Here is a 26,208-nt window from a genome sequence, read left to right as displayed (position 1 = left end):
GACGCCGTCGAAGGTGCACTGGAAGGCGTCGAACTTGTCGTGGCACCAGACCGGGATCCGGTCCATGTGCTCGGGCGGGAGGGACTTCGGGAAGGCGACGTACTTCTGCAGGAAATTCCAGTCATCGCCGTCCAGGACGCTTCCCCACCGACCCCAGTAGACGTGGATGGAGCGGTAGACCTTGTGCCCCTGGGAGTACTTGTCGGGGTCGAGGTAGGGCCAGATCTCCTTGACGTACTCGACGGCGGAGACCGTCATCTCCCGCTGGTATTCCAGGCGCTCGCGCATCACCCGGCCGTACTCCTTGATGACCTGGTCCTGGCCCGCCTCCTACCTGTCCAGGATCCACCAGGCGCAGGAGTCCTTGGAGTCGGGGTCGATCTCCTTGAGCAGCTCGTCCTTGTACCTCTGCACGGTCGAGCTCGCGAAGCCCCACTTCTCGCCGTGCTTGACCACGTCGGCGAGCAGGAGCATCCGCATGTTCGTCAGCTGCGCGGACACGGGGATCAACGCGACCGAGTACCGGCTGTCGCGGAAGGAGGGGTCGGCGGCGAGGATGTCGTCGTGGGCGACGGTCCAGTTCGTCCTGATGTGTCCGAGGTCGGCGCCCTCCTTCGCGAGGTCGACGTAGAGGGAAGCGACCTGCTGGATCCCGGACAACCGGTTCTGCAGGTCGGCGAAGTACGCCTTCTCGATCTCCTCCTCGACGAGCTTCTCGACCCGGTCCTCGTGGGGCAGGTGGGCGGTGAAACCAGGTGCCGACACCGGAACGGCGCACTCTCCCCCGGACGCTCGGTCTCATGGTCCTGGACGAAGCACAGCACCGGCGGGTTGGGCAGCACCGCCAGATCGAGGCCGAGTTCCTCAAGCAGCTCCCGTCGCAGCGCCTCGGTGAAATCCTCGCCGTCCTCGGCCACGCCGCCGGGGAAGGAGAACTGGTCTCCGGCCGGGCGCTGGCGGCGGATCAGACACACCCGGCCGTCACGGACCAGCACCGCACACACCCGCACCCGGCCCGGACCGGCCACCCGTGCCGATGGTCACCGGGCAGGCGGGCTCGTGCCAGGTGGTGCGGACGACTACTCCGCCCGGAGTCAGGTGCTCGCTCGACCAGGCCCGGCAGCACGCGGCCCTGGCCCGGCCGGGCCAGGGCCGGCGCCATCCGGCGCAGACCGGAAAGGCGGGCGCGATGGGCGCGGCCGGACGGCGGCGCCCGGTCATGGGTGTCGTCATGTGCAGGCTCTGCCCACCCCGCCATCCCGCCGAGCCCCGCCACCACCCGAACGGCGAACCACAGTCCGTTCCAACCGGCCGCTGACCTGCGACGACGCCCGAAGCTCACCGGGTCCGAGGGGAAACTCACCGCCCCCAGCGGCGAAACTCTCCGGTGCAGGTCAGCGGCCTGCACCGGAGAGGGGGGCCGGGACAGAACGGGCGCCACCAGGAACCGCTGCACCCTTCCCCGCGCAGGTCCACGCCACGGTATTCGCCGGGTGCTCTTGGCTCCGTGCGAGGAGTCGACGACAGTGGCGGGTCAGCTGGCGGTGGTGGTCGGCGCGGTGAAGGTCTCACGCGGCCCGAAGTCGGTGTAGGTCAAGGTGATGGTGCTGGTGACGGCCTTACCACCGGTAGTCACCTTCATGGACTGCGTCTGGGCCAGGACGCGGCCGGCCCGGTCGATCCAGACGTCGAACTGCTTGCCGTCGACGCCCTTGTCGAGCATCTTCTGGTACTCCTTGGGGTCGATGGCCTTGATCTGGGCGGCCGTCAGAGCAGCACCGAGATGGTAGGCGGGGACCCCGTTCTTCTGTTCCATGCCCTTGCCGGCGGCGGGGCCGGCATCGACGAGCGCCTTGACGTAGGCGTTGAAGTCGTCGCCCCGGGCCTCGTTGACGACGTCCTCGGCGCTCCACGTGCTTCCCGGCTTGGTCCTGTCACGCGTGAAGATCATCGTGCCGGTGCTGACCGTGTCCATCCACAGCATCGGCTCGTCGTCGCCCCCGAGCGTCATCTTCGACTCGGTCCGGCCCTCACGGGTCGGCGTGTTGTAGTTGACCCGACCGGTCCCAGTGAGAACGGACCCCACCTGGCCGCCCGCCGTCGCGGTGGTCTTCATGGTCTCGGTGGCGGCGTAGGGCGCCCGGTCGGCATTCGCCAGGGCCACCGCTGGGTCGAACGCGCCGGCGGCGTCGACCGGCGCACCGGCGGGGCTCGGCATCGCGGTCGCTGCCGGAGTCGGTGCGACGGTGGGCGTGTCCGCGGTCGCAGCACTGCTCGCTGTCCCGGTCGGAGCGCTGCTGGTGGTCCCGCTCGGCGTGGCCGGGGCTCCGGCAGCCGTTGGGGCGGACTGCGCGTCGCCGTCGTTGCAGGCGGCCACGGCGGACAGGGCGAGCACCGTGGCAGCGGTGATCAGGGCGGAACGACGGCTCGTCACAATTTCTCCATCAGGTGAGGTGAACAGGGGAAAGATTCTCACGAACCACCGACATTCCCGAACGTAATTTCGACAGCCTCGCCGGATGCCCCACGGTCGACACCAGCGCGGGCGCAAACGGGAATCGGCGACTGATACCTCGGCATGGGGTCCGCTTCACCACTGTCCCCGAGCCGACCGAACGACGGCGCCGGACCGCGCGTGTCACTGCTGCCACCGGCCGGGTGACCGCTGTCCCGACCGGGGCGTCCACTCCGCGGGGCCGACACCGCAACGGCACCGGCCTGCCCTCCCGGGGATGAGAGCCCGCCGGGGTCCGGCGCGAGGAAGACGATCGACGCCGTGTCCGGGGAGCGGTCACCAGGACAGGCGGCACTCCCGACAGTGGCCGGCCCGTACTCCCGCGCGCGCCGCAGGCCGGCGTACCTCCGATCCCGGCTCAGGCCGGCCGGTCGGTGAGGGTCCGAGCAGTGTCCTGCCGTGCCTCGTCCTCGTAGATGCCGGTGAAGATGCCGCCGCTGCGGCGGGGCCCGGGCGAGTTCCGCGTGGATCTGGGGCAGGGCGGGGGCGTCGGCGAGCGGACGGACGCTCTCCAGGACTCAGGCGGCATCGGTTCAGAAACCGGCCTACGCGTGGAGGGCCGCGGTTGCGCCGCGTTGCTGGTCCTGGCGCACGCAGGTGGTGAGGGCCTCCGCGAGTGCGGGCACGGCCGCCGGGTCGCCGAGCTGGCGAAGGACGGCAACCAGCGCGCAGGCTTCCGACCAGGACCAGCCCTGGGAGAGGTCCGCGTCGGCCAGGAGCCGGGGCAGCCAGGGAAGTAGTTCGCCTGCGGCCTGTGGTAGGTGGACGACGGCGCGCCAGGCATCGACATCGGTGTCCAGTGCCCTGCGTCCACCGGCACAACCGGGACCCGAAAACCGCCCGTACCCGAGGCGTTCGGCCGCCGACGCAGGTGGTGCCGCGCGGACTCGGGCGGGTTCCTCGGTACGGCGGCGTCCTGCCGTTGCGTTCCGAAGCCCTCCGCCATGGGCAGTGATCATGGCGGAGGGCTTCGGAGCGGAACGCGGCGGTCGTCCCGGCGCCGGGGATCACCTTCGACGCGAATCCCGGGCCGGCATCGGCCTGTGAACGGGTCAGCGCAGGGTGCGCAGGAAGATGTCCGCCTTGCCGTTGGTGTCGCCGGGGACGAGGTCCTCGGCCGCGGACTGGAAGACCACGTGGCGCCCGCCGGCGCTGACCGTGTCGATCCCGGCCGTGGTGGGGCGGTCGGTCACGGTCTCGTCGGTGCCCGTCTCCAGGTCGCGCAGCGTGAGCGGCGCCGGCCCGACCGTACCCGACGGGGTGTGCAGGAGGTAGCGGCCGGTGGGGTCGACGGCGACGCCCTTCACGCCGGGTACCACCAGGGCGGTGCCGGACGCGACGTCGTGGACGTACGTGTCGGGGCCCGAGAGGTAGACGACCTTGTTGCCGTCGTCACTGAGCTGGACGAGTGTCGATAGCAGGGATGGCCTGCTACAAGCAGGGCGAGCGGTCCCGACTGATCTACGGCTTCCGTGTCCACCGGGGCCGCAAGGGTGAGCCGAAGGCCTCTACCTGCCTGGACTACCAGGACCTGATCGTGCGAGCTCGAATCCGGCTCGGCGGCCCGATCGTGCTGGTCCGGGACAGCTTGTCAGTCCATCTGCTGCCGCAGATGAAGGAGTTCATCGCTCCGAACAGCGACTGGCTCACCGTCTTCCAACTTTCGTCGTACGCACCGGACCTCAACCCGCAGGAGGGCATCTGGGCGCTGATGAAGCGCGGAGTCGGCACCTTCGCCTTCATCAACGTCGACCACCTGGCCAAGACAGTCGAACGACGCCTCAGGAAGATCCAGTACCGCCCTCACCCGATCGACGGCTGCCTCCGCGAGGCCGGGCTGATCATGGACGGCTGACGGCGACCAGGCCCGACACCACGCTTTCAAGTTCAGCAGCGGAGTGAGGACACCGGCTGGCCCGGTGGTCCCCCCACCGTCGGGACCACGGCAGTCATTCAGTACACGGCTGATACACACCCGCGCGTCAACGGAAGCCCCGCTACGCGCAGGCTGAAGTGCCGGTCGCGGAGTCTGTAGGCACACCTGGTGGCCACTGCCACCGGGGTTCTTCGTCCCTTTGGCTCCGGGAGGCCGCTGTCGTGTCTGTGCCCACGCAACCTGAAGTCCGAGACCCGCACACCACCGCCGGTCGGCTCCCTCTGAGGCGCCGTGGGGCGATGTGGGCCTTGGCCGTCGTCATACTCGTCGGTGTCGGCGCCGGGGGTGGCACGCTGGTCCCTCGGGAGGGCGGCGGTGCCGGACAGGTCAACGACAGCCGGGCGGGCCGGGCGCTGGTGCTACCAGTGTCGGACGCAATCGCCGCTCTCGGCCTCCCGTGGCCGCAGGAGGGGCAGTCGGCCGTCGCGGCGGCGAAGGTCGGCGTACTCGGCGTCAGAGGGGGGCAGCAGCCGGTGCCGATAGCGAGCGTGACCAAGGTGATGACGGCGTACGTCGTTCTCCGGGACCATCCGCTCAAGGACGGCGAGGACGGGCCGACGATCACGGTCGACGCGCAGGCCGCCGCCGAGGCGGGTTCGGCGGACGAGTCGACCGCTCCCGTCACTGCTGGGCAGCGCCTGACCCAGCGCAAACTGCTGGAGGTGATGCTGCTGCCCTCCGCCAACAACGTGGCGCGGCTGCTGGCCCGGTGGGACGCGGGCAGTGAGGAGGCGTTCGTGTCCCGGATGAACGCGGAGGCCGCCCGGCTGGGGATGACGGGCACCACCTACACCGGGGCCAGCGGCCTGGAGGCCACGACCGTGTCCACCGCCGCCGACCAGCTGAAACTGGCCCGTGAGGCGATGAAGGAGCCGGCGCTGCGGGCCACGGTGGCCCTGCGCAACACCTCGCTGCCGGGCCGGGCCGAGCCGCTGCACAACACCAATCGGCTGCTCGACCTGCCCGGGGTGGTGGGTCTGAAGACCGGTTCGACCACCTCGGCGGGCGGGAACCTGATGTGGGCGCTGGAGGTCGCCGACGCCGAGAGCGGCTCGGGGCGCCGGCTCGTCTACGGTGTGGTGCTCGGCCAGCGGGCCGGCGCCGCTCCCGCGGACGGCATGCGGGCGGCTCTGGAGAACAGTGGCCGGCTCGTGGACGCCCTGCGGCGGAAACTGCCCGGCGTCCTGCCGACGCTCGACGGCGGCCAGCGGGAGTGGGCGTGAGCACCCGCACCGGCACGGTTCCGGCGACGACGCCTCCGGCAACGGTTGTCACGGTCCCGGCCCACGGGTCGGGCGACGGCGACGGGCCGCGCCGCCGGACGGTTCGCAGCCGTCTTCCTCGCCGTCCAACCCGTCGGGCCGTGCGGCGGCGCGGGCGGCTGATCGCGGGGGCCGCCGCTGTGCTCGCCGCCCTGACGGGGCTGAACCCCTGGCTGCCGAACGGCCCGGTCAACCTCGCCAGCCTCTGGCAGACCGTGCTGCCCTGGTCGGGCCTGGGCATCATGGTGCTGCTCCTCCTGGCGGCACTGCGACGCTCCGCCCCGGCCGCGGTGGCCACGCTGCTGCCCGCCCTCGTCTGGAGCGTCCTGTTCGCACCGGCTCTTCTCGACAAGCGCACGGGCGGCGGGGACTTCACGATCGTCAGCCACAACGTCAACGAGGACAATCCCGACCCCGCCCGGACGGCGCGTGCCCTGGCCGGTTCGGGAGCCGACGTCGTGGCGGTGGAGGAACTGGCGAGCCGCGCGCAGGAGGCATACCGGCGCGAGCTGGCCACCGCCTACCCCTACTCCCAGGTGCGCGGGGGCATCGGGCTGTGGAGCAAGTACCCGCTGCAGGGCGTGGAGCCGGTGGAGATCATGCCGTGGACCCGGGCCCTGCGCGCGACCGTCCAAACGCCCAAGGGCCCCGTCGCCCTCTACACGGCCCATCTCGCCTCGGTCCGGGTGCGCTTGGACGCGGGATTCACCACCGCCGGCCGCAACGACGCGGCCGCCAAGCTCGCTGCGGCCGTCCGGAGCGAGCCGCTCGCGAGGGTCGTCGTCCTGGGCGACTTCAACGGCTCCTTCGGCGACTCCGCGCTGCGCGCGCTCACCGGGCAGCTGCGCTCGGCCCAGCAGGAGGCCGGGGACGGTTTCGGCTTCACCTGGCCCGCACAGTTCCCGGTGGTGCGCATCGACCAGATCCTGGTGAAGGGCATCACCGCGCGGTCCGCGTGGACTCTGCCCGACACCGGCAGCGACCACCTCCCGGTCGCGGCGTCCCTGCAGCTGTGACCGCTTCCGCCCGCCCGCACCCGCCGGGGCAGCGACCCGCGCACCACTGCCCCGGCGGCCGCGAACGGTCCCCGACGTGTTGGAATGGGCACCCCACCCCCAGGCGACGACATCGGAGAGCTCTTGTCCGCCACCCGAGTACCCCACGCGGTCAACGTGCTGCTCGTCGAGGACGACGCGATCATCCGCCGCTCGGTCCAAATGGCCCTGGAACGCTACGGGTACCAGGTCGACGTCACCGGCGACGGGCTCGACGGCCTGGACGCCGTCCGGGCCGGCGAGCACGACGTCCTGATCTTGGACGTGATGCTGCCCGGCCTCGACGGCATCAGCCTGTGCCGACGCGTCCGTGAGCAGACCCTCACCCCCATCCTGATGATGTCCGCCCGCGGCGACGCCCTCGACGTCGTGGCCGGCCTGGAGGCCGGCGCCGACGACTACGTCGTCAAGCCCGTCGACATCCCCGTGCTCGTAGCCCGCATCCGCTCCCTGCTGCGCCGCGCCACCTTCCACGACCGAGCCGCCGCGCAGCCCCCACGGGAGGAGCAGCCCGCGCCGGGCGAGCCGCACAGCCCGCCCCCGCGCTCCCCCGCCGGGCACGTGCCGGACCTGCTCACCTTCGGTGCCCTCACCATCGACCTCCGCGGCCTGGACGTGTGTGTGGACGGCCGGGCCGTCCCCCTCACTCCCACCGAGCTCCGCCTGCTGCTGGTCTTCGCGGAGAACCCCGGCACGGTCCTGGACCGCCGCCGCCTGCTGCGGGAGGTGTGGGACTACGGCTGGGAGGGCGACACCCGGGTCGTCGACCTGTGCGTGGTGCGGCTGCGGAAGAAGATCGGCGCCGAGCGCATCGAAACCGTCCGGGGCTTCGGCTACAAGCTCGTGCGGAGCTGACGCGATGACCGCACGAGGCGTCGGCCCGCGCCTGCTGGACCCGCGCTCCCTCCGCTGGAAGATCACCGCCCTGGTCGCGCTCGCCTGCGGTGCGATCGCCGTGGTGATCGGCGTGCTCGTCCACCGAGCGACCGCGGAGCGGGGCGACCGGATGGGGCGCGACCTTGCGATCGCCCGGCTGGGCTCCGCGGAGCAGGAGTTCTCCCGTACCGGCCGCCGCCCCGACTACGCCTCCCTCCAGCCCAGGGACAGCCTGCCCGGGCCGCTGGCCCAGGCGGTCCAGGACTCGCCGGTCCCCGGTGAGTACGCGCTGTGGTACGACGTCAAAGCACCGAACTGGTACTGGATGTGGGCGGCCGTCCCGGTCGGCGACGACCAGGTGCTCACCGTCCGTACCGACTTGAGCGCCACCGTGCGCAGCCTCCAACTGCTGGACCGCAGCATCGTCAAGGCCGCCCTCGCGGCCCTCGCCGTCGTCGTACCCGTCACCGCGCTGGCGGCGGAGCGGATGAACCGGCGCCTGCGCCACACCTCCCGGACCGCCCGCCGGATCGCGGACGGCGATCTCGACGCCCGCATCGGCCCCCGGGGCCGCGCCCGCGACGAGATCACCGAGATGTCCACTGCCGTGGACGAGATGGCCGCGACGCTGCAAGGGCGGCTCGCCGCGGAGAAGCGCTTCACTGCCGACGTCGCGCACGAACTTCGCACCCCGCTGATGGGCCTGGTCACCGCCGCCGGCTTGCTGCCCGAGGACGATGAGGCCACTGACCTGGTGCGTACCCAGGTCCGCGCCCTGCGCGGCCTGGTGGAGGACCTGTTGGAGGTCTCCCGTCTCGACGCCGGTGCGGAGAGCGCCCGCCTCGACGAGGTACCTCTGGGAGACCTCATCGACGAGGTGAGCAGGAAGGGCGACGGCGCCGTCCGGCTCCGGCTGACGACACCCGCCACCGTCCGCACCGACCCGCGCCGCGTGGAGCGGATCATCACCAACCTTGTCGCCAACGCCCATCGGCACGGCGCCGCCCCCGTCGAGGTCATCGTCGCCGGCAGCCGGATCACCGTGCGCGACCACGGACCCGGTTTCCCGGACACCCTCCTCGCCGATGGGCCGCAGCGCTTCCGCACCGGGGCCGCGGAACGCGGCCACGGCCACGGCCTCGGCCTCACCATCGCCACCGGCCAGGCCGCAGTCCTCAACGCCCGTCTGACCTTCGCGAACGCCCCAGATGGCGGAGCCGTCGCCACCCTCGACCTCCCCGCCTGACCCCGGTGGCTGCGGTGGCGCCGATGGGACCGGGGATGTACGCGACCTCGGCGACGACCTCGACCGTCTTCCTGAGCCACTTGGGCATGCCCCAGTTGCCGTCGAGGTCGGTGCAGTTGACCGGGTCGCCGGTGCAGTAGTCGTACGGGCCGGCGTTGCCGCCGGTGCCGGCGGCGAGCCGGTCCTCCGGCGGCGGGTGGGTGGGCGGGTGGGCGGTGGTCATGGCTGTTCCGTTCGGTGTGGGGTGGGGCGGCTGCCGGGGCGGGGTGGTGGCGGGGTCCTCGTGGGGGCCCGGCTGTTGTGGTTGCCGCGGTTCTCGACCGGGGGGCGTTCCAGGCGTCACGGGTGCATGCCGGATGCTGTCGATCGGCGCGTACCGTCCACCGAGACATGGGATGTACTGTCGAGCACTTGCGCCCGGCCGTCCGGCCTTCCGTCGGGAAGAACGGTAGACATGCAGTTCACCGCAGCAAAGCCGTCCGCCGGAAAGAACAAGTTCCGCCGGGAAGGACTCAATTGATGGGATGTCCATTAGGCTGGTTCCACCCGCACAGCCCTCCAGGGCATGCTCCGCCGTGTGCCGCCCGGCCGTCGCCCGAGGAGTCCGCCGTTGTCACTGACCGACATGACCGTCGCCCGGATCCACGTCACCACCGGCGAGAACCGGCCCCGGACGCACCTCCGCCGACCGGAGGGCGGCGACCGGGCCACAGCCCCGGCAGGGGAAGCCCGGGTGGCGCCCTGACCCACCACCCGCCCCGTCGGGATCACCGAACAGCCTGAGCGGCCCGAGACCCGGCCGACCAGGCAGCCCGACACCTGTTCCGACCGACCCGGCCGGACTACGCACGATTCACGCACAGGTCAACAGTGCACAGGTCGACAGTGTCGCAACCCGATCGTGGCCGACCGTGAACCCGCCCCCACCAACACCGCTGTGCCGGAACGACATCCCGATCAGCGCCGGGGCGCATCTCCGATGCACCGTCATGTCCAAGAACCGGGGCACAGCGGACACGCCGTGCCCCCCGCGCGCCCGCGCACCTGCCGGCGCACGCCGCCGCGGCCGACCACGCCCCCCACCCCGCCCGTCCCCCCGGGCCTCGCCGTGGTCGCCCTCGGTCCACCCAGGAAGGCACCTGATGAACCACACCACCGCCCGACGCGAACTCGTCGTCGCGGCCGCCCTGCTGGCCCTCACCGCCGGCCTCGTCACCACCACCGCGGCCCCGGCCTCCGCCGCGACCCCCGGCAGCTGGACCTCCGTCCAGCCCGGCGCCACCACCGGCGGCTGCGACGGCGTGCGCGCCACCGTCGCCCTGGACGCGAGCGGCACGCCCACCCTCGGAGCCGACTGGAACTGCCGCCAGGTCCTGCGCCCCGCACCGATCGGACTCGTCACCACCACCGCCGACTTCAGCACCGGCCTGACCTTCGTCGGCCGGACCGACCGGACCCTCGCGGAGACCTACACGACCGTCAGCGGGAACTCCCGGACCCGCACCCGCACCGCGACCGAGACCCGGCTGGTCCTCGCCAAGGGCAGCGAACGCCTCACCGTGCACGTGCGCACCTCGGCGGACGGCGTGGCGCTTCGCTACGAACTCCCGGGCGCGGCGACCGTCTTGCGGGAGACCACCTCCTTCGAGCTCCCGACCGACGCCCAGCTGACCCGCGCAGCGTTCAACGACGCCCACGAGGAGAACCACAGCACGTCCGCGGTGGCCACGGTGGCCGGCGGCGAGTACGACATGAGCCTGTACGGTCAACTGCCCAACGGTGCCCGCGTCCTGCTCTCGGAGTCCGGCGTCGACGGCGGATACTCCGGCGGGCGCTTCACCCACACCGCGGGCAGCGGCCGCTTCACCGTGAAACTCGCGGACGCGCAGGTCGTACGGACCGCCGCGTTCACCACGCCCTGGCGAGTGGCAACGCTCGGCACCGCGGCGACCGTCGTGGAGTCGACCCTGGAGGACGACATCGCACCGGCGTCCAAGGTCGCCGACACCTCCTGGATCAAGCCCGGGATCGCGGCCTGGCCCTGGTTCGACGGATTCGAGCCCGCCCAGGCGGACCTCGGCAAGCTGAAGTCCTGGGCCGACTACGCCTCCTCGCAGGGCTGGCCGTACCTGCTGGTCGACGACGGCTGGAAGGGCGTCACCTGGATGCCCGACCTGGTCTCCTACGCGCAGGCCCGGGGCGTGCGGGTCATGCTCTGGTACAACTGGAAGGACCTCGACACCCCGGCGAAGCGTGCCGCCGAGTTCACCAGACTCAACCAGTGGGGCGTCGTCGGCGTGAAGATGGACTTCATGGGCTCCGAGGCCCAGGAGCGCCAGCGGTGGTACGACGAGGCGCTCGCCGACGCCGCCGACCACAAGCTGATGGTCGACCTGCACGGCTCCCGGCTCCCGGTCGGCGTGGGCCGCACCTGGCCGCACGTGCTGACCTCGGAGGCCGTCCGGGGCGAGGAGTACAGCACCGGCCGCCCCCTCGGAAACGTCACGGCGATACCGTTCACCCGCGGCGCGCTGGGTGCCACGGACTCCTCGCCGATGAGCTTCCAGCGGGAGAACCCGGACAGCGACGCGGCCGAACTCGCCCTCGGCGTCCTCTACGAGAGCGCCCTGATGCTGCCCGGCAGCACGATCTCCGACTACCGGGCCCGGCCCGAGGCGCAGCGCTGGATGCGGCAGTTGCCGACCGTGTGGGACGAGACCAGGTTCGTCCAGGGTGATCCGGTCGGCGGCTCGGTGATCGCGCGGCGGAGCGGCGACCGCTGGTTCGTCGGCGCGATAACCGGCGGCGGCGCCGGCGCCATCGCCTACCCGACGTCCTTCCTCGGCGCCGGGACCTGGCACGCCGAGATCACCACCGACGGGCCGAACGGGCTCGTGCGGACCAGCCGGGTGATCCGGGCCGGGGACACCCTGAGCGTCCCCAACGTCGTGCACGGCGGACACGCCGTCAAGCTCACCAGGACGGCCGCCCTGCCCGCCGGCTACCGCACCCTGACGGTGGCCGGCAGCACGGACACCCTCGCCGTCGGCGGCCCCGCGGGGTGCGACGTGCCGATCGTGCGGGCGCCGCGTGACGGCAGCGCCGACCGCACCTTCGAGCTGAGGCCGCTCGGCGACGGCTACGTCAGGCTCGTCAACCGGGGCAGCGGCGAGGACGTGGTCGTCTTCCAGGCCTCGCGCGACGCCGGCGGCAGGATCGTCCAGTGCGGCTACGCAACCGGGGAGCACACCAACGACGAATGGCTCGCGGAGGACGCGGGCGGCGGCCGGATCCGCCTCGCCAACCGCTACAGCGGCCTCTACCTGACCGCCCCCGGTAGCGCGGGCGGGCAGTTCGAGCAGCGGCCGCTCGGCGGCTCCGGGGCGCAGCTGTTCACGGTGGACTGACGCACCTCGCCGCCCACCGCTGACCTCCCGGCCGAACCCGGCGCCGTCGGAAGCCCGACAGCGCCGGGTGACCGACTTCGCACACCGGCCAGGGCCGAGGTCCTGACCGGACCGCCCCGCCACCAGCCCCGCCACCAGCCCGGCCGGCCGCCGCGAAGGACCGCCGCGGCCGACGGCGACGAGGAGACGGCTGTCGGGTAGGCGGGGTGATCTCAGCGGTTCCGGGCGTCGTCATGTGTCAGCCCCCCCGCAGCCGAGCGCTTGAGGGTGGTCCTTGAGATGTGCGACGTCGAAGAGGCCGTGCGGCGCGTTGAAGTGTTCGGGCGGTGTGTCGAGCGGGTCGTCGGCGAAGCCGTAGGTCGCGAGCTGTTCGGGGCGTTCCGGGCGGTCGCTGTCGCCAGGATGTCGGTCAGGGCACACATCAGAGTCGTGTTGGGCCGCCCGACGGAGCGCTCCGGCTGGGCGCCGGGCGAAGGGGTTCGGAGCTGCCTGCGCAGACGGTTCGTCAGGGGCTGCAGTCCGGCGAGGCGTTCACAGCTCTTCGCGTTCGCCTCGGGGTGTTCACGGCGATCGCACCGTCCACCTCTGCCGGGCCCTGTCCCGGCCGGTGTCCCATGGGTGTCCCGGGAGAACGGTGAGGCGGTTCTTCGGGAGCGCCTCACCAGGGCCTTGGTCTGTCCGGAAGGCCCTGGCGAGGCGCTCGTCTCATCGGTGCGCGCCGGGTGAGAAGGTCGCCGGTCGGGGCGGTGACGCCGAGGACCTCCAGGGCGTCACCGACACCGCCGGGGTCGGCACTCGTCTTGTCGGGCCCCAGACGGTCACGACGCCCTTCCGCGCCTCGGCCGCCTTTCCTCCGGTGCCTACGTCGGACCGCGGGCATCGAACTCCGGCGGTGTCCCGCCTCGGGCCTCAGGTATCGGAGCGCAGGCCTCGGGGCGTCGCGTTGTAGGAGGCGGCGATCGCGGCGGCGCGGTCGCGCAGGCGGTCGCGCAGCCATTGCGGGGCCAGGGCCTCCGCGTCGGTGGCGAGCTGCCAGAGCGCCCATTCGGCGTGCCGGGGGTCCTGGAAGGTCGCTTCGAGCCGCAGCCGGCCGTCCGGGCCCTCGACTTCTCCGGCGTGGACGGTCAACGCGGTGCCCCCCAGCTCGTCCCGCCGCGCCGGGTCCACCCGGAGCAGCACGGTGACCTGGTCCCCGCCGGTGCGGAACCGGGTGCTGCGCTCCTCCCACGCTCGGCCCAGGTCGATCCGGTCCGGCCGCTGGGCCGGTTCGGCGAGCTCCTCGGCGGCCACGATCCGGGACCGCCGGTAGGTGCGGTCCTCGCCTGACCTCGCGGCCAGCAGGTAGCCCTGGTCGCGGACGGTGACCAGCCCGATCGGGTCCACCGTGCGCCACTTCGGGGCCTGGTCCACCGCCGCGTAGTGGATGCGCAGCTTCTGTCCGGCGAGCACCGCGAGCCGGACCTCGGCCATGACGGCGTCGGGCACCTCCTCGGCGTTCCGTCGACGCGCGAGGAGGTCGGTGTCGGGATCGACGAGCAGTCTCCGCACGGAGCCTGCCGCGGTCGCCCGGGAGTTCTCGGGCAGGGCGTCGACCACCTTGCGCATGGCGGAGGCGAGCGCCGCGCCGAGGCCGAACGCCTGGGTGCCCCGCCGGGATCCGGCAACCAGCAGGGCCAGTGCCTCGTCATGGCTGAGTCCGGTGAGCTCGGTCTGGAATCCGGGCAGCAGGGCGAACCCGCCGTGGCGGCCGCGTTCGGCGTAGACCGGGACGCCGGCGACGGACAGCGCCTCGATGTCGCGCAGGACGGTGCGGGTGGACACCTCCAGCTCGGCGGCCAGGGTGGCGGCCGACATCCGGCCGTGCTGCCGGAGCAGGAGGACCAGCGATACCAGGCGGTCGGCGCGCATGGGGAAACCCTACGGGAATACACGACAGAGGACGTCGTGATTTGTTGGGAGGCTTGCCGGCAGGACGAACAAGCCCTGCCGCATTCGAGAGGTGATCCCCTTGGCGCACGCCATCGTCAATCCGGACGGTCTGCACGACCCGGTTCCGTTCGGCTACAGCCACACCGCCGCCGTCCCCGCAGGCACGGAACTGGTGTTTGTCGCCGGCCAGTACGGATCGGGGCCGGACGGCGCGGTCGTGTCGGCCGACTTCGCCGAGCAGGTGAAGCGGGCGTTCCACAACATCGGCGTCGCCCTCGCTGCCCATGGGCTCGACCTCGGCCACGTCGTCCAGCTCAGGACGTACGTGGTGGACCACGACCTCGGCAAGCTCGGGCCGATCGCCGCTGCCGTGCAGGAGGGCTGGGGTTCGAAGCCGCCCACGCAGACCCTCATCGGCGTCGCGAGCCTGGCCGCGCCCGACGTGCTGTTCGAGGTCGAGGCGCTCGCCGCCCGGCCCTGAACCGCTGAGAGGGCGGAGCCGGGACCGGTCTGCCGGTGCCCGGCCCCTCCCGCGGTGCCCTGCCACACCGTCCCGGCCCGGGTGACTGGTCCGTCGCCCGGTCACGGCCAGCTGTTCGTGGCCCGAGCGGACATCGGTGTTGCCCACGCGATGGCCCTGCGTGCGGCGCAGGCCGAGGATCGACACGGTCGGCGTGGGCGCCCGGGGTGGCCATAGGCCGGACCGACCGTGCGGTAGTCCCGGGGCCGGGTGTCGGTCGGGGTCCGTGCCGGCGCCCTTCTCCTACGCCAACTGTTCGACGATTCGTGTCCGGCGGAGGTCGACGGCCGCAGGATCCAGCTGCCCGGGCGCGGTCGTTCCGATCTCGCGGCCTTCCGATCTCGCCACCTTGCGCAGCCGGTGGGCGGTGGTGGCCGGCGCGCCCGCCGCGGTAGAAGCCGCCTTTGGTGAGCACCTGCCAGTGGTGCTCGATCCGTAGCGGGTCCTCGCCGAGGAGGTGGTCGGCCAGTTCCCCGACGGCGGCGCGGACGGTCTGCCGTCAGCAGGGCGCGGTGGAAAGCCAGGTCCGCCTCCACGGCGACGTCGGTGTCGTGTCCGGCTTCGGCGATGCGTTCCAGGGCGTGGGCGAAGCCGGCAAGGTCGGCCTCGCCACGGCGCTCGGCGGCGAGGCGGCCGGCGGCCGGCGGCCGGCGGCCGGCTCCATGATCGAGCGGGACCTCGCCCAGGTTGGCCAGGAAGCCTCGGTGCGGGACGTCCGTAGCCCGCCGGCGCAACACGTCGACGTCCAGCAGGTTCCAGTCCGCGCGGGGCCGGACGAAGGTGCCCCGCTTCTGCCGCGATCCGATGAGACCTTTGGAGGCCAGGACCCGCAGCGCCTCGCGCGGTGGCGGTAGGAACTGCGGCCGGGCCCACGACCATCGCGGGAACAGCGGCCGGCACGGAGCGGTCGAGGCGCCACCACCGCTCCGCCGCCCCCGCCCCGGGGTCAGGTGCATGTGCCCCGGGGCGGGGGCAGCGGCGGTTCGGCGCGGCGCGGTCAGGACTGCGACAGGGTGAAGGAGACCGAGGCGTTGTTGCCGCCGCCACCCTGCCACGTGCACGTGTATCCGTACGGAGCGGAGCAACTGTAGCCGTTGCTGCCCACGTAGGGGTTGTTCCAGGACACCTTCAGCTTGCCGCTCACCCCGGCCACGTAGAAGGAGACCTCGCCCGCCGTGCCGGTCATGAAGCCGTCCGACTCGCTCGCCCACCTCCCGGCCGTACCGGGCGGGAGGCTGGTGGGGGGCAGCATGCCGTCGGACCAGATCCCACCGCTCAGGCTGGCCCCGTCCCGGATGAGCCCCTTGGGCGTGTTGTTGGTCAGGTTGACCGTCGTGCTCCGGGCCGCGGAGAGCGTGGACTCCGCCGCGGGGGTCGGGGCGCTCTTCGCCCCTGCCGCGGACCGGATGGTGAACACGACCTCGGCGTTGTTCCCGCTGCCGCCACTGCGCGAACAGGTGTAGCCGACCGGGGCGGAGCAGCTGTAGCCGTTGCTGCCCACGTAGGGGTTGCTCCAGTGCAGGTCGACCTGGCCGCTGCTGCCGGACAGCGCGTAGGAGATGCTCCCCTCGGTCCCCGTCGCAAACCCGCAGGACTCGCTCTTCCAACTGGACGCCACCCCGTGGGGGATGTAGTTCGACGGCAGCCCGTCCGCCGACCAGCAGCCGTGGTCGAGGTGTTCCCACGTCTTGTTCAGACCGTTCCCGGTGTTGTTGACCAGGGTGACCTTCGTGGACCGGGCCGCGGTGACGCCCGCCACGCTCTGCTCCGTCTCCCCCGTGTCCGGACGCTGCTGCGCGGACGCCTGCGGCCCGCTCGCTCCGGCCGCGGCCTGCGCCGCCGGAGCGAGGGCGACCGCTCCGGCCGTCAGAAGGGCGGCCGTGAGGGTACCTGCGGCCGCGCGGCGCAGATCCGCCATGGAAGTCATACGGGACATAGAACTACCAACTCTCTCGTCGAAGCTGGGCGGGCGGACACGTGTCACGCTCGCCTCGTCCTTGTTCCGGGACATCGCCGGCCGGACGCCGGCACCGGGGCGCTCAGTGCTGGTAGAGGTCGAAAACCCAGCCGGTCGTGCCACCGAGGTAGACGGACTCGATGATGAATGCGGCGGAAAGTCCCAGGAGAACCCGTATGTTTCCCACCGCGTTCGCGTCGGCCAAAGTCGTATAGCGGCCCTCCCAGATCCAGATATCGATCGCGGACGCCGACGGCTGGCTCTGGGTGACCGATGCCACGGCAGCGTGCGGCTGGACGGAGGCCGCAGTGGCGTGCGCCTGCGCCGTACCGCCGGCGAGAACCGCGGCGGCGACGGCAACGGCGAGCGAAACCCGGCGAATTCTTCCGTACATGACAAACTCCTTTTCCTGGATGTTCCGCGTGAACAGCGGGCCACCCGCACCGGTTCCGCCCGCCCGAACCGGGCTGCGGCTGCGGCTGCGGCTGCGGCTGCAATGACAGACTGACAACCGACCCCCGTGCCGGGCATCGTGGAAACCCACGAACATGGCATGGCTGGCTCCGTTCACTTCCAAAGGGCCTGGCTGACTTCGCAGTTGGACCAGAACCGAAACTCGTGGGCCGAGCCGGCCTGGGCGGGTCTGCGGTCGGTCAGGTCGACCTCGATGCGGTCGGTGCCGTACTCGGCGACAGACCGGCCGGTCAGGCCCACGTCCGACGGTCCGGCGAGATCGATGCTCACGCCGTCGGCTTCGTGGTGGGAGTCGATGTCGGCGAGCCCGGTACGGATCGCGGCGGCGTGCTGCCGAGACAGGAAGGCTCTTCGTGCCGGTCGATTCCCATCCCCGCCGTCGCGCCCGCGGCCGCTCGCCGTTGCGACCGGTTCGGCCGCGGGAGAACACCGGAGCCGGGGTACGACGGGATGTCCGCGACGTCTCCGGTGGCTTGTGCGGGCCGTGTCGGAGCGGTCGGCGGCCCGCGCAGGCCCGGGGGGTCGGAGGCGTTTGAGGAAGGCGCGGCGGGTGGGTTCGTGCTCGCGGGAGAGGACCAGAAGCTCGAGGACGACGAGGTTGACACAAACGATCTGGCCCGGCCGGTCGGCGCAGGCGTCATCTCCTGACGGTTCCGCCGGCCTCTCGCAGGGACTTGACCAGCCGTCCGGGCGGTGGACCGTCCGTCGGCCCGGTCCCGTTCGGCCAAGGGTCCGCGCGGTGAGATTCCTGACGGGACCCCCTCCACTCGCTCTCGCTCCCCCATCGTCCGGTACCGCGAACCACCGGACGGCCCGGCGGCGCCCACAGCGCCCCGGATCCAGGTCCGTACTCACATCCCGGGAGACGGAGAGGGAGAAGGGACGACACGGTGGAGATGAGGCCGCGCGGCGAGGAGCCGGGCGCGGCGGGGTCGGACGGCGCCGATCGGCTGGCATGGGCGCCGAATCCCATCCCCGGCCGGGTACAGCCCGAGGCCGCGGTGTTGCCATCTGGTGTTGTCGGCCCGGCAACGGAGGCGCAACACCAGGTGCCTCCTTCATCCTGTGATGCACCGTCAGGCCGATCCGGCTGGCGGGCAGGTCGTGGCGGCGAGTGCTACCACGGATCGAGGAGGTTGATGGTGCGGCATGCGCTGCTGTCGCCGAGGGCGGCCCTGGTGCTGCTGGTCGGCGTGCTCACGGGTATCGGCGCTGGGGTTCTGAGCGCCGCTGGGGGCACGCACCTGGCCCAGTGTGTCCTTTACGGCGTCGGCGCGTTCGGTGCGAGCGTGTCGTTCGTGAACCAGCTCGTCGCCGAGCCCCGAGAGGACCCTGCGGACAAGGAGACGGCCTGACGTGAAGGCTGCGGCCCGGGCGCCTTGGATTCCCGGGCCTCAGCCGACCCGATACTGCGAGGATGGTGGCGCCGTGGAGGCCTACGAGACACCGGGGGGTGGGCGGGTGGGAGACCTGCGAGCGCTGAGCCCCGACCTGAACAGCGAATGCCGGGCATTCGCCGAGGCCCTGCGCAGCCTGTTTACGGGCCTACGGCCCACCGCGTCGGTGCGCCGCTACGGCGCGCGCCGGCACCTGAGTGCGGGAGCCGTCTCCCGCTACCTGTCCGGACAGCGGATCCCGCCCTGGCAGTTCGTCCAGGACCTGCTCGCCGACGTCGGCGCCGACCGCGGCAGCGTCGCGACTTCCGAGACGATCGACCTGCTGCGTTCGCTGCACGCGGCGGCCCAGCGCACCAGCGCCTCGGTCAGCCACGCCCTCCAGCAGCTCCAGTTCCAGCTGGCCGAGGCCGACCGGCTCTCCCGGCGCTCGACCGCCCACAGCGACATCCTCGGCGAGGCCCTGCTCGACAGGAACCAGCGCATCGCCGATCTGGCGCTGCGCCTCAACCAGTTGGAGAGCGACTGGGCCCGCGAACGGGCCCGGGGCGACGAACTGGTCCTGCACGCCGGGGACCGCGAGGAACTGCTGCGCGAGCGCCGGCGCCTGGAGGCGGAAGTCGCGCGGCTGACGGCCGAGCTGGAGGAGTCCCGTCGGCGCCGGCTCGCCGCGGAAGCACGCTGCGAGCTCCTGGAGCGCCAACTGGTCGTGGCCGAGCAGCAGGCCGGCGAGGAACTGCAGCACTCCAGGATGACCCGCCCCGCCCCTGCGGGCGCGGACAGCCCACGGGTCCTCATCGTCGACGACCAGCCCGCGAACCTGATAGCCCTGGAGGCGGTCCTGACCGCCGCCGACTGCCAGGTGCTGGCGGTGGCCTCCGGCACGGACGCACTGAGGGCGCTGCTCCAGCACGACGACGTCGCCGTGATCATCCTGGACGTGCAGATGCCCGGCATGGACGGCTACGAGACCGCAGCCCGCATCAAGCGCCGCGCCCAGACCCGCAACATCCCGATCATCTTCGTCACCGCGATCGGAGCGGACCCCGAGAGCCTGCTGCGCGGCTACGACGCCGGGGCGATCGACTTCATCGCCAAGCCGTTCGAGCCGTGGATGCTCTGCGCGAAGGTCAGTGTCCTGGCCGAGATGTACATGAACTACCGCGGCGCCCCTCGCCGCGAACCGCCCTCCCGGCCCACGGACGACAGCACCAGTTGGCGCCTGCCCACGCTCCCCCAGCACAGCCCGCTCCAGGCCGCCGATCAGGACGAGGCCCCTCCTGGCTGACCGCTGCGGGAGCGGCTCCCCTTTCGCGGCCTCCGTCAGCGTGCTGGCGGCGTAGTGCGACGCCTTCGCCGACGCTCGGTAGCCCGGGGCGCCGGCCCGGTCACGCAACTGCCGCAGCCCCCCAGGCGAACCGTTCCACCGGGCCGGCCTGCGCGTCGGCCAACCGCTCCGGCCTGCCCCGACGGGCCCTGCACCCCGTCGCCGCCGGCCTCGCGTCCATGCCGCCACCCCTGGGCGGGCCCGTCCCGCCGCACACGCATCATTGTCCGGATTGAATGTCCTGCCCAGAGGGCCCTTTCGGACAATGCGCCGCCGCCACAGGGTTGTTGATGCACGGGGCGCCGCAGCGCGCTCCGCACACCGGGAGACGGACGAGCCGGGGACCTCACCGCGCAGCGGCAGGTCCGTACAACGGCTCTGAAACATCGGCCGCCCGTCGGGCGCCGGTTTGCCGGCTTCGGCACGAGGCCGGTTCTCCATTTGACACGTGCGCACAGTGCGTACGCTCGAACGAGGAAAGGGAATCTGATGCGTAAGCGAATCGCTCTCGCGGCGGCCGGGACTGCCATGATGTTCGCATCCACGGTGGGGGTGGCTTCGGCCGAAACCCTCGCCAACGGCAGCTCCGGAACCCCTGTGGTGATCCGGCCGATCACGGTGGACAGCCCGTCCGCGATCACCGCGTGGGACAACTGCCTGCACGGCCAGGCATGCGTGTTCCAGAACTCCAACGGCGGCGGCCTGCTGTGGGTGGTGCCCTGGGCCGGCTCCTTCAAGCTCGCCAACTACGACATGAACAACCGGATCAGCTCCCTCTGGAACCGAAGCGGCGGAACCCTGAGCCTGTACGACGGGGACAACTACAGCAACCTGCTGGGCCAGTACGGCGCCTACGGCCCGCCCATCAACGTCCCGACCGGGATCAACGACAGGGCCAGCTCCCTGACGGTCTACTAGAAGGACCGCTGCCGGCTGCCCTCCTCGGCACAGGGCCGGCGATCTTCACTGTCACCACTGCGACCCGGCCCGCGACGGGCCGGGTCGCGGCGGCCCGTTCCTTCACCCGGGCACTCGTATGCAGCACCGACACCGGAACTGTCCGCGCCGACCTCTGCCATGCCTTCCTCCCGAAGGTGCCTCCGCCCGTGTCCTACCAGACTCCCGACAACCTGGATCTCCCGTTCCCCTTGTCCGACACCCACAATGGTGAAGTCGGCTATTGGAACTGCCCGAATACCCCCTTCAAGCGGGTTGTGGCGCCGATCGTGGCAGCGTCAGTCGTCGTGCGTCGGCTGACTTCAGCTGCGTAGGCGGCCCAGTCTCCGGCGGCGGCTCGCTGCCATTTGACGGCGACGGTGATGTCGATACCGAGGGCGAGGACCGCGGCGGGGATGCCGTCGTGGACCGCCTCCCTCGCAAGGACGTGGGCGAATCCGCAGGTGTCCGGGCCGAGCTGGCGCCAGGCAGCCCACAGAGTGATCATCCCGAACCCGACCAACACCCCGCAGCGAAATGAGCAACAGAGTCCGCACGCGTCGCCGGGCCGGTCCCCGGTCCCGGGGCCGGCCCGGCGACGCGTGCGGATCAGCAGGTACCGAGGTCCTGCCAGACGCCCCACTCACCGGTGGTGCCGGGCTCCTCGCCCAGCGTCCACCACTTGGCGCCCCACTGGTGGCCCTTCCACGAGACGGTGCTGCCACCGGTGTAGACCTGTGCGCCGACCCAGGAGGCGGTGGAGCACGCCGGGACGGTGCCGGTCACGGTGAGCGTGTAGGCCGCGGAGGACGTGGCCGAGGTGCCGGTCAGCGTGCCCTTGACCGTCAGCGTGTAGGTGCCGGGGGCGACGGTGGACACGGTCGACACCGACAGGGCGGCGCTGGAGCTCCCGTTGACGGAGGACGGGCGGACCGAGGCGCTGACCCCCACAGGAACGCCGCTGACCGTCATCGCGATGGACGTGTTCGAGCCGTTGTTGATGATGGCCGTGCTCACGGTCGCGGTGGTCGACGAGCCGGCGGTCACCGTGCCCGAGGACGGGCTGACCCGCACCTGGATGGCGGACACCTGGACACTCGACGCGGAGGGCGACGGGGAGGGCGACGGGGAGGAGGCGGTGGCGGCGGCTTGGAGGAAGGCCATCGTCGGGTACTTGTCACCCGGCTGTGAAGCGAGCTCGGACAGGCTGTCGCCGGCCCGGGCCTCGACGTACGGGGCGAAGACCTGGGCGGGCAGTGGGGTGCCCGCCGCACGGGCGGTGCCGGTGCCGGTGCCGGTGCCGGTGAGCGCCACGCCGGCGATGGCGGCGGCGGTGACGGCTCCGGCGAGCAGGGCTCGGAGTGGTGCGCGAACGGGTCCGGCCATGGACCGCGCTCCCTTCGAAGGTGGGGACTTCGGCGACCTGAAGCACTCTGGCCTGGACCAATACTGGTGGTCTGGACCACCCGACTGTCAAGAGTCCCTACCAAGCTCTTGAGCTCAGCGGTCCCGCCCAGCTGTCCCAGCGCGTTCCGTGCGTCGACTCCCTTTGCAGCGAAGCGAGGTAGCTCTCCGCGGCGGCGTTGTCGTAGCCGACCTTCCCCGTGCTCCGCCGGATCCCGTGGCGCCGGCAGAGTCCGGCGAACTCGGCTGACCCGTACTGGGAACCCGTGCGAGTGGAAGATCACGCCGTCGACCTGGTCACCGCGGGTCGCCAGGGCGGCCGCCAGGGCGTCGGCGACCGGCCGGGTGCGCATGTGGAACGAACCCGACCAGCCCCGAAAGGCCAACCACGACACGGTGGTCCAACCAGCAGGCCCACGACGCCAGCTCTTCGGCAGCACTCCGAACAGACCACGGCCCGCGCGCTGCGCCCGACCCGCCTTGACGAGCCGTTCCAGAGTCGCGCGGACGTTGTCGTCGGTGCTGTCAGAGCCGAGAGCCGCGGAGACCTCGCCCGCGCGCAGCGGCTTGCCGGCCGCGGTCGGGGCGGCTCACCGTCGGCGATCCCCCGGGGTCGCTTCGCCGCCACCGGGGCTTCCGGAGCCGGCGAAGCCGTCTTCTTCGCGGCGGTCTTCCTCGTGCTCCGCGCCTTCGGCCTGCTCTCGGTCGACGGGGCGGCCTCGGCCGTCGCCTCGGTGGCCTTGCGCGGTTTGCGCGCGGCTCACTTGGCGGGCGCCGCCTCGGTGGTGGCGGCCGCCGGGACGGGGAGCCGGAGCCGGGTCGTCTTCTTCGGTGCCGGCGGAGTTCAGGAGGTTCTTCGTCAAGATCGACCAGGAGGTTCCCGCGGGGCTCGACATTCACCTTGCGATAACTACGGAACCCACAAGACTCCGGCGATCCGCGCGTGACTGGCCCAACACCCCAGTTTCCACATGCACTTCACCCGGACCGGATCCTCGTGGATCAACCAGGTCGAGCGCTGGTTCGGCTTCCTCACCGACCAGATGATCCGCTGCGGATCCCCCAAGAACGTCCAAGCCCTCGAACGTGACATCCGCACGTGGGTCAAGCGCTGGAACGAGGACCCCACGCCGTTCACCTGGACCAGGACCGCTGACGAGATCCTCGACTCCCTCGCCCGATTCTGCCGACGGATCTCCGGTGCAGGACACCAGTGCTGTGACCACATGGGTTCGCCGGATTGCTTGGTCACGCGGCGAGTGCGGGCCTGCCGCCTTTGTCGATGCCCCGAGGCCCACTCTTCCGTGTGAATTCCCTGGCCCCCCGGAACCGTTTGCTGCAGTCCGACTCCCGGACGGCGAGGATGGCCGACGGATCGAAGTCCGGCCACGCCGAACACTGAGGGGTACGACCATGTGGAAGTCACTGCTGCTGCACCGATCGCTGCGACGCACGGCGGTCGCCGCGGCCGGCTGCCTCGCCCTGCTGGCGGGCACCGCCCCGGCGTCGGCGGCCCAGGACACCGCGACCCGCGCCGCCGGTCACCGGTTCCCCGCGAGCGCTGCCCACCCAGCGCCCTCGAAGCGGGAGACCGTCTTCGACCCCGTCTACCTCGTCCAGGCCAACTCGGGCCGCGGGGCGACGTTCGAGGTGTACGCGGGCTGGGACTACGCGCTCCTGACGAACCAGCCGGGCAACGGCACCGCGCTGGTCTTCACCCTGCACGCCGACGACCTCACCTACAGCATCGAGTCGACGTCCGCCAACTGGGGCGAGTACCGCACCTGGTGCCTCTACGGAGCCGACATCAGGCTGGAGAAGAGCAGCTGTCGCACCCGCTGGCAGGTCGAGGACCTGGGCGGCGACGAGTTCTACCTCAAGGTGGCGGGGACGAAGAAGAGGATCAAGACCAGCAAGCTGCAGGACCGCAAGCGGTGGCTGGCCGCCGAGGAGGAGATCTTCATCGTCAACGAGGAGTTCGTCAGGTTCAAGCTCGTCCACCCCTGACCCCTGACCCCTGGACCCGGATGGCGTCGGAGCCGATCGACAGCACCTCCGCCATCCGGTCGCCTCACTGCCGGGTCATTGGCAGGTGACGTTGAAGGTGGTCTCGTGCGTAGCGGCGTCGTGCGTAGCGGCGTCGTGCGCCGGGGCAGCACCAGCACGGTGCGCTACCGACGGGCGATGACGCTGATGGCCTCGGCCGGCGGCAACCAGGTGCCGGTCATCGCCCGGCTGGTGCAGGCGGACGAGGACACGGTGCGTGACGTCATCGACCGCTTCAACGAGATCGGACTCGCCTGCCTGGACCCCCGCTGGGCGGGAGGGGGCCGGCCCGACCGGCTGCCGGCGACCTACCACCGCACCCACGGCGTGACCTTCTTCCACGGCTGCTACTCGATCGGCGACGACACCCTGTGGGGAGTGAACCGCCAGCACTAGCGTCGGATCGTGAGGGCGACGAGCGCGCTGCACACGCAGCACCCGGCCACGAAGAAGAAGATGAGGTCGGTGCTGCCGGTGCTGTCCATCAGGCCGCCGATGAAGGGCTCTGCGGTCCCGGCGAAGAGGTAGGCGAAGCAGTTGACGGCGCCGGTCGCGGTGCCGGCCATTCGCTTGCCGGCGATGTCGGGGCAGAGCGCCCAGAACGAGGACTGCGGGCCGTAGACGAAGAAGCCGGTGAGGAAGAGGACCACGATGCCGGTGGTGACGTTCAGCGGCGCGAGGTACATCGTCATGGAGGCGGCGGCGCCCAGGACCATGAAGAGGATGATCGGGCGGTCCCGGCGGGAGCCGAAGAGCCGGTCGGAGATCTGGCCGTTGGTGAGTGCGCCGACCGCCATGCCGACGGGCAGCGCGACCGAGATCCACAGCGGGTTGATACCGCCGCCGCCCTTCTTCCAGTTCTCGCCGAGGAAGTAGACCGGGACCCAGATCAGCAGGCCGTAGCGGGCGGTGTTCTGGAACCCGATGGCGATGCCGGTGGACCAGATCTTGGGGTTGCGCAGCACGGCCTTGTAGCGCTGGAACGAGGTCTCGCCGGCGAACGCGGCGGCGGCGTCCCGGTTGTCCTCCTCCTCGGCCTCGGTGACGGAGGCGGGGGGCTTGATGCCGGCCTGCTTGGGGTTCTCACGGGCGACGAAGTAGAAGGTGATGCCGCCGACGAGCATCAGCAGGACCGGAGCTCGGAAGATCCACTGCCAGTCGAGCTTGAGGGTGTCGACGACGATGGTGGAGGTGACGAAGGCGAGGACGGAGGCCATGCCGGCGGCGAAGGTGTAGAAGCCGAAGCTCTTGCCCCGCTCGCGGGGGCCCCACCAGTTGGAGATGACGCGGCCGCCGGAGGGCCAGCCGAGGGACTGCGCGAACCCGTTGGCGCCCCACAGGAAGCTGAGCGACCTGGAGCCGACGGAGAAGCTCGTGCACCAGTTGAGGATGGTGGACAGGACGGCGCCGGCGGTCATCATGCGCCGGCCGCCGAACTTGTCGGCGAGGTTGCCGTTGATCATCTGGCCGGCGGCGTAGGACCAGAGCAGGATGCCGCTGATGCCGCCGAGGGCGGCCTTGCTGAGGCCGAGGTCGGCCTGGATGCCGGGGATGGCGAAGCCGAAGGTCTGCCGGCCGGTGTAGAAGAAGAAGTAGCAGAACATGGCGGCCAGGAGCATGCGCCACTTGAGCTTGTTGTACTTGCCCTCGCTCACGAGTTCGAGGGTGGGGGTCCCGGGTCTTGGACCTCTTGTGTCCGATCTGGTGTTCTCGGCGTTCGACATGGTTCTCGACCGATCTGGGTGGGGTCCGGGGAGCGCCGCAGGGCAGACGGCGCGAGGTCGAGGCGGCGGCTGCCGCCGGTACCGTGGCCGCCCCCCGAAGGGGCGGCCACGGCGTGTCAGTGCGCGTGAGCGGTACCGCTCTCCTGCTGGGCGACGAGTGTGGTGGCCACCCAGAAGCCCTCGGAGTTGTGGTTGAAGGC

The 26,208-nt window shown here is 71.5% G+C and carries 23 protein-coding genes and 3 pseudogenes; 13 read left to right on the top strand and 13 right to left on the bottom strand.

The features are described from left to right. Positions 1 to 330: 330 nt before the first annotated feature. From ABZY91_RS14425 to ABZY91_RS14405, 5 genes and pseudogenes are all read right to left on the bottom strand, one after another. On the bottom strand, positions 331 to 765 hold the full coding sequence (locus ABZY91_RS14425; RefSeq protein WP_355402383.1) for an insecticidal delta-endotoxin Cry8Ea1 family protein: 435 nt from the start codon (positions 763 to 765) through the stop codon (positions 331 to 333). Between the two features lie 131 nt (positions 766 to 896). Then, positions 897 to 974 (bottom strand): annotated as a pseudogene (locus tag ABZY91_RS14420) (hypothetical protein); the annotation flags it as partial. 560 nt (positions 975 to 1,534) lie between these two features. Beyond that, positions 1,535 to 2,434 (bottom strand): hypothetical protein, encoded by a 900-nt coding sequence (locus tag ABZY91_RS14415; protein ID WP_355402381.1) that lies wholly within the window; start codon positions 2,432 to 2,434, stop codon positions 1,535 to 1,537. Between the two features lie 626 nt (positions 2,435 to 3,060). Continuing rightward, a complete protein-coding gene (locus tag ABZY91_RS14410; protein ID WP_355402379.1) occupies positions 3,061 to 3,474 on the bottom strand; it encodes a hypothetical protein in 414 nt (137 codons plus the stop codon). A 93-nt stretch (positions 3,475 to 3,567) separates the two neighbouring features. Then, positions 3,568 to 3,822, bottom strand: coding sequence for a hypothetical protein (locus ABZY91_RS14405; protein WP_355402377.1), 255 nt, complete (start codon positions 3,820 to 3,822; stop codon positions 3,568 to 3,570). Positions 3,823 to 3,923: 101 nt separating this feature from the next. Between ABZY91_RS14405 and ABZY91_RS14400 the strand changes: the two genes are divergently transcribed. The 5 genes from ABZY91_RS14400 to ABZY91_RS14380 all read left to right on the top strand — a co-directional run bounded on the left by ABZY91_RS14400 (position 3,924) and on the right by ABZY91_RS14380 (position 8,890). Continuing rightward, positions 3,924 to 4,370, top strand: a complete 447-nt coding sequence (locus tag ABZY91_RS14400) for a transposase (protein ID WP_355402375.1) — start codon at positions 3,924 to 3,926, stop codon at positions 4,368 to 4,370. Positions 4,371 to 4,816: 446 nt separating this feature from the next. Then, positions 4,817 to 5,674, top strand: coding sequence for a serine hydrolase (locus ABZY91_RS14395; RefSeq protein ID WP_355402373.1), 858 nt, complete (start codon positions 4,817 to 4,819; stop codon positions 5,672 to 5,674). A 140-nt stretch (positions 5,675 to 5,814) separates the two neighbouring features. Continuing rightward, positions 5,815 to 6,729 (top strand): endonuclease/exonuclease/phosphatase family protein, encoded by a 915-nt coding sequence (locus ABZY91_RS14390; protein WP_355402371.1) that lies wholly within the window; start codon positions 5,815 to 5,817, stop codon positions 6,727 to 6,729. Positions 6,730 to 6,852: 123 nt separating this feature from the next. Next, positions 6,853 to 7,623, top strand: coding sequence for a response regulator transcription factor (locus ABZY91_RS14385; protein WP_355402369.1), 771 nt, complete (start codon positions 6,853 to 6,855; stop codon positions 7,621 to 7,623). A 4-nt stretch (positions 7,624 to 7,627) separates the two neighbouring features. Further along, positions 7,628 to 8,890: a HAMP domain-containing sensor histidine kinase gene (locus ABZY91_RS14380; protein ID WP_355402367.1), complete on the top strand. Its 1,263-nt coding sequence runs from the start codon at positions 7,628 to 7,630 to the stop codon at positions 8,888 to 8,890. Here ABZY91_RS14380 and ABZY91_RS14375 read toward each other — a convergent pair. After that, entirely contained in the window at positions 8,820 to 9,113 is a 294-nt protein-coding gene (locus tag ABZY91_RS14375) for a hypothetical protein (protein WP_355402365.1), read from the bottom strand. The two genes, ABZY91_RS14380 and ABZY91_RS14375, sit on opposite strands and share 71 nt — an antisense overlap. A gap of 387 nt (positions 9,114 to 9,500) precedes the next feature. On the opposite strand from ABZY91_RS14375, the gene ABZY91_RS14370 reads away from it, so the two are divergent. Both ABZY91_RS14370 and ABZY91_RS14365 read left to right on the top strand, forming a co-directional pair. Then, positions 9,501 to 9,635 carry a hypothetical protein gene (locus ABZY91_RS14370; protein ID WP_355402363.1) on the top strand — a complete coding sequence of 45 codons (135 nt, stop codon included), beginning with the start codon at positions 9,501 to 9,503 and terminating at the stop codon, positions 9,633 to 9,635. A gap of 397 nt (positions 9,636 to 10,032) precedes the next feature. Beyond that, complete coding sequence (locus ABZY91_RS14365; RefSeq protein WP_355402361.1) at positions 10,033 to 12,297, top strand: glycoside hydrolase family 97 catalytic domain-containing protein; 2,265 nt, start codon at positions 10,033 to 10,035, stop codon at positions 12,295 to 12,297. A 909-nt stretch (positions 12,298 to 13,206) separates the two neighbouring features. Here the strand turns inward: ABZY91_RS14365 and ABZY91_RS14360 are convergent. Beyond that, entirely contained in the window at positions 13,207 to 14,205 is a 999-nt protein-coding gene (locus tag ABZY91_RS14360) for a WYL domain-containing protein (protein ID WP_355402359.1), read from the bottom strand. Between the two features lie 100 nt (positions 14,206 to 14,305). Here ABZY91_RS14360 and ABZY91_RS14355 point away from each other — a divergent pair, with 100 nt between their 5' ends. Then, the gene (locus ABZY91_RS14355) at positions 14,306 to 14,707 is read left to right on the top strand and encodes a Rid family hydrolase (RefSeq protein WP_355402357.1); all 402 of its coding nucleotides are present in this window, start codon (positions 14,306 to 14,308) and stop codon (positions 14,705 to 14,707) included. 593 nt (positions 14,708 to 15,300) lie between these two features. Here ABZY91_RS14355 and ABZY91_RS14350 read toward each other — a convergent pair. The 4 genes and pseudogenes from ABZY91_RS14350 to ABZY91_RS14335 form a co-directional block, all read right to left on the bottom strand. Continuing rightward, positions 15,301 to 15,702 (bottom strand): annotated as a pseudogene (locus ABZY91_RS14350) (hypothetical protein); the annotation flags it as partial. A 41-nt stretch (positions 15,703 to 15,743) separates the two neighbouring features. Then, positions 15,744 to 16,673 (bottom strand): Crystal protein ET79, encoded by a 930-nt coding sequence (locus tag ABZY91_RS14345; protein WP_355402355.1) that lies wholly within the window; start codon positions 16,671 to 16,673, stop codon positions 15,744 to 15,746. Between the two features lie 112 nt (positions 16,674 to 16,785). After that, the gene (locus ABZY91_RS14340; RefSeq protein WP_355402353.1) at positions 16,786 to 17,274 is read right to left on the bottom strand and encodes a hypothetical protein; all 489 of its coding nucleotides are present in this window, start codon (positions 17,272 to 17,274) and stop codon (positions 16,786 to 16,788) included. Next, positions 17,271 to 17,447 (bottom strand): hypothetical protein, encoded by a 177-nt coding sequence (locus ABZY91_RS14335; RefSeq protein ID WP_355402351.1) that lies wholly within the window; start codon positions 17,445 to 17,447, stop codon positions 17,271 to 17,273. The genes ABZY91_RS14340 and ABZY91_RS14335 overlap by 4 nt, the downstream gene beginning before the upstream one ends. A gap of 869 nt (positions 17,448 to 18,316) precedes the next feature. Here ABZY91_RS14335 and ABZY91_RS14330 point away from each other — a divergent pair. The 3 genes from ABZY91_RS14330 (at position 18,317) to ABZY91_RS14320 (ending at position 20,816) form a co-directional block, all read left to right on the top strand. After that, complete coding sequence (locus ABZY91_RS14330) at positions 18,317 to 18,532, top strand: hypothetical protein (protein WP_355402349.1); 216 nt, start codon at positions 18,317 to 18,319, stop codon at positions 18,530 to 18,532. 106 nt (positions 18,533 to 18,638) lie between these two features. Beyond that, positions 18,639 to 19,859 carry a response regulator gene (locus tag ABZY91_RS14325; RefSeq protein ID WP_355402347.1) on the top strand — a complete coding sequence of 407 codons (1,221 nt, stop codon included), beginning with the start codon at positions 18,639 to 18,641 and terminating at the stop codon, positions 19,857 to 19,859. A 528-nt stretch (positions 19,860 to 20,387) separates the two neighbouring features. Next, entirely contained in the window at positions 20,388 to 20,816 is a 429-nt protein-coding gene (locus ABZY91_RS14320; protein ID WP_355402345.1) for a peptidase inhibitor family I36 protein, read from the top strand. Positions 20,817 to 21,443: 627 nt separating this feature from the next. Here the strand turns inward: ABZY91_RS14320 and ABZY91_RS14315 are convergent. Then, on the bottom strand, positions 21,444 to 22,220 hold the full coding sequence (locus tag ABZY91_RS14315; protein WP_355402343.1) for a hypothetical protein: 777 nt from the start codon (positions 22,218 to 22,220) through the stop codon (positions 21,444 to 21,446). Positions 22,221 to 23,651: 1,431 nt separating this feature from the next. Between ABZY91_RS14315 and ABZY91_RS14310 the strand changes: the two genes are divergently transcribed. Together ABZY91_RS14310 and ABZY91_RS14305 are read left to right on the top strand one after the other, a co-directional pair. After that, positions 23,652 to 24,245: a hypothetical protein gene (locus ABZY91_RS14310; RefSeq protein WP_355402341.1), complete on the top strand. Its 594-nt coding sequence runs from the start codon at positions 23,652 to 23,654 to the stop codon at positions 24,243 to 24,245. 177 nt (positions 24,246 to 24,422) lie between these two features. Then, positions 24,423 to 24,671 (top strand): annotated as a pseudogene (locus ABZY91_RS14305) (helix-turn-helix domain-containing protein); the annotation flags it as partial. 5 nt (positions 24,672 to 24,676) lie between these two features. Here ABZY91_RS14305 and ABZY91_RS14300 read toward each other — a convergent pair. After that, a complete protein-coding gene (locus ABZY91_RS14300) occupies positions 24,677 to 25,939 on the bottom strand; it encodes an MFS transporter (RefSeq protein ID WP_355402339.1) in 1,263 nt (420 codons plus the stop codon). Positions 25,940 to 26,208 lie beyond the last annotated feature (269 nt).

This window comes from Kitasatospora sp. NPDC002965 (assembly GCF_040611255.1).
GTDB lineage: Bacteria > Actinomycetota > Actinomycetes > Streptomycetales > Streptomycetaceae > Kitasatospora.
This window is presented reverse-complemented; position numbering and strand designations above follow the sequence as displayed.

Excerpts from the sequence above, each read along its gene's own strand:
- ABZY91_RS14410 (WP_355402379.1), bottom strand. The coding sequence starts at position 3,474 with ATGATCACTGCCCATGGCGGAGGGCTTCGGAACGCAACGGCAGGACGC.
- ABZY91_RS14380 (WP_355402367.1), top strand. The coding sequence starts at position 7,628 with ATGACCGCACGAGGCGTCGGCCCGCGCCTGCTGGACCCGCGCTCCCTC.
- ABZY91_RS14375 (WP_355402365.1), bottom strand. The coding sequence starts at position 9,113 with ATGACCACCGCCCACCCGCCCACCCACCCGCCGCCGGAGGACCGGCTC.
- ABZY91_RS14365 (WP_355402361.1), top strand. The coding sequence starts at position 10,033 with ATGAACCACACCACCGCCCGACGCGAACTCGTCGTCGCGGCCGCCCTG.
- ABZY91_RS14360 (WP_355402359.1), bottom strand. The coding sequence starts at position 14,205 with ATGCGCGCCGACCGCCTGGTATCGCTGGTCCTCCTGCTCCGGCAGCAC.
- ABZY91_RS14345 (WP_355402355.1), bottom strand. The coding sequence starts at position 16,673 with ATGACTTCCATGGCGGATCTGCGCCGCGCGGCCGCAGGTACCCTCACG.
- ABZY91_RS14330 (WP_355402349.1), top strand. The coding sequence starts at position 18,317 with ATGGTGCGGCATGCGCTGCTGTCGCCGAGGGCGGCCCTGGTGCTGCTG.
- ABZY91_RS14320 (WP_355402345.1), top strand. The coding sequence starts at position 20,388 with ATGCGTAAGCGAATCGCTCTCGCGGCGGCCGGGACTGCCATGATGTTC.
- ABZY91_RS14315 (WP_355402343.1), bottom strand. The coding sequence starts at position 22,220 with ATGGCCGGACCCGTTCGCGCACCACTCCGAGCCCTGCTCGCCGGAGCC.
- ABZY91_RS14310 (WP_355402341.1), top strand. The coding sequence starts at position 23,652 with ATGTGGAAGTCACTGCTGCTGCACCGATCGCTGCGACGCACGGCGGTC.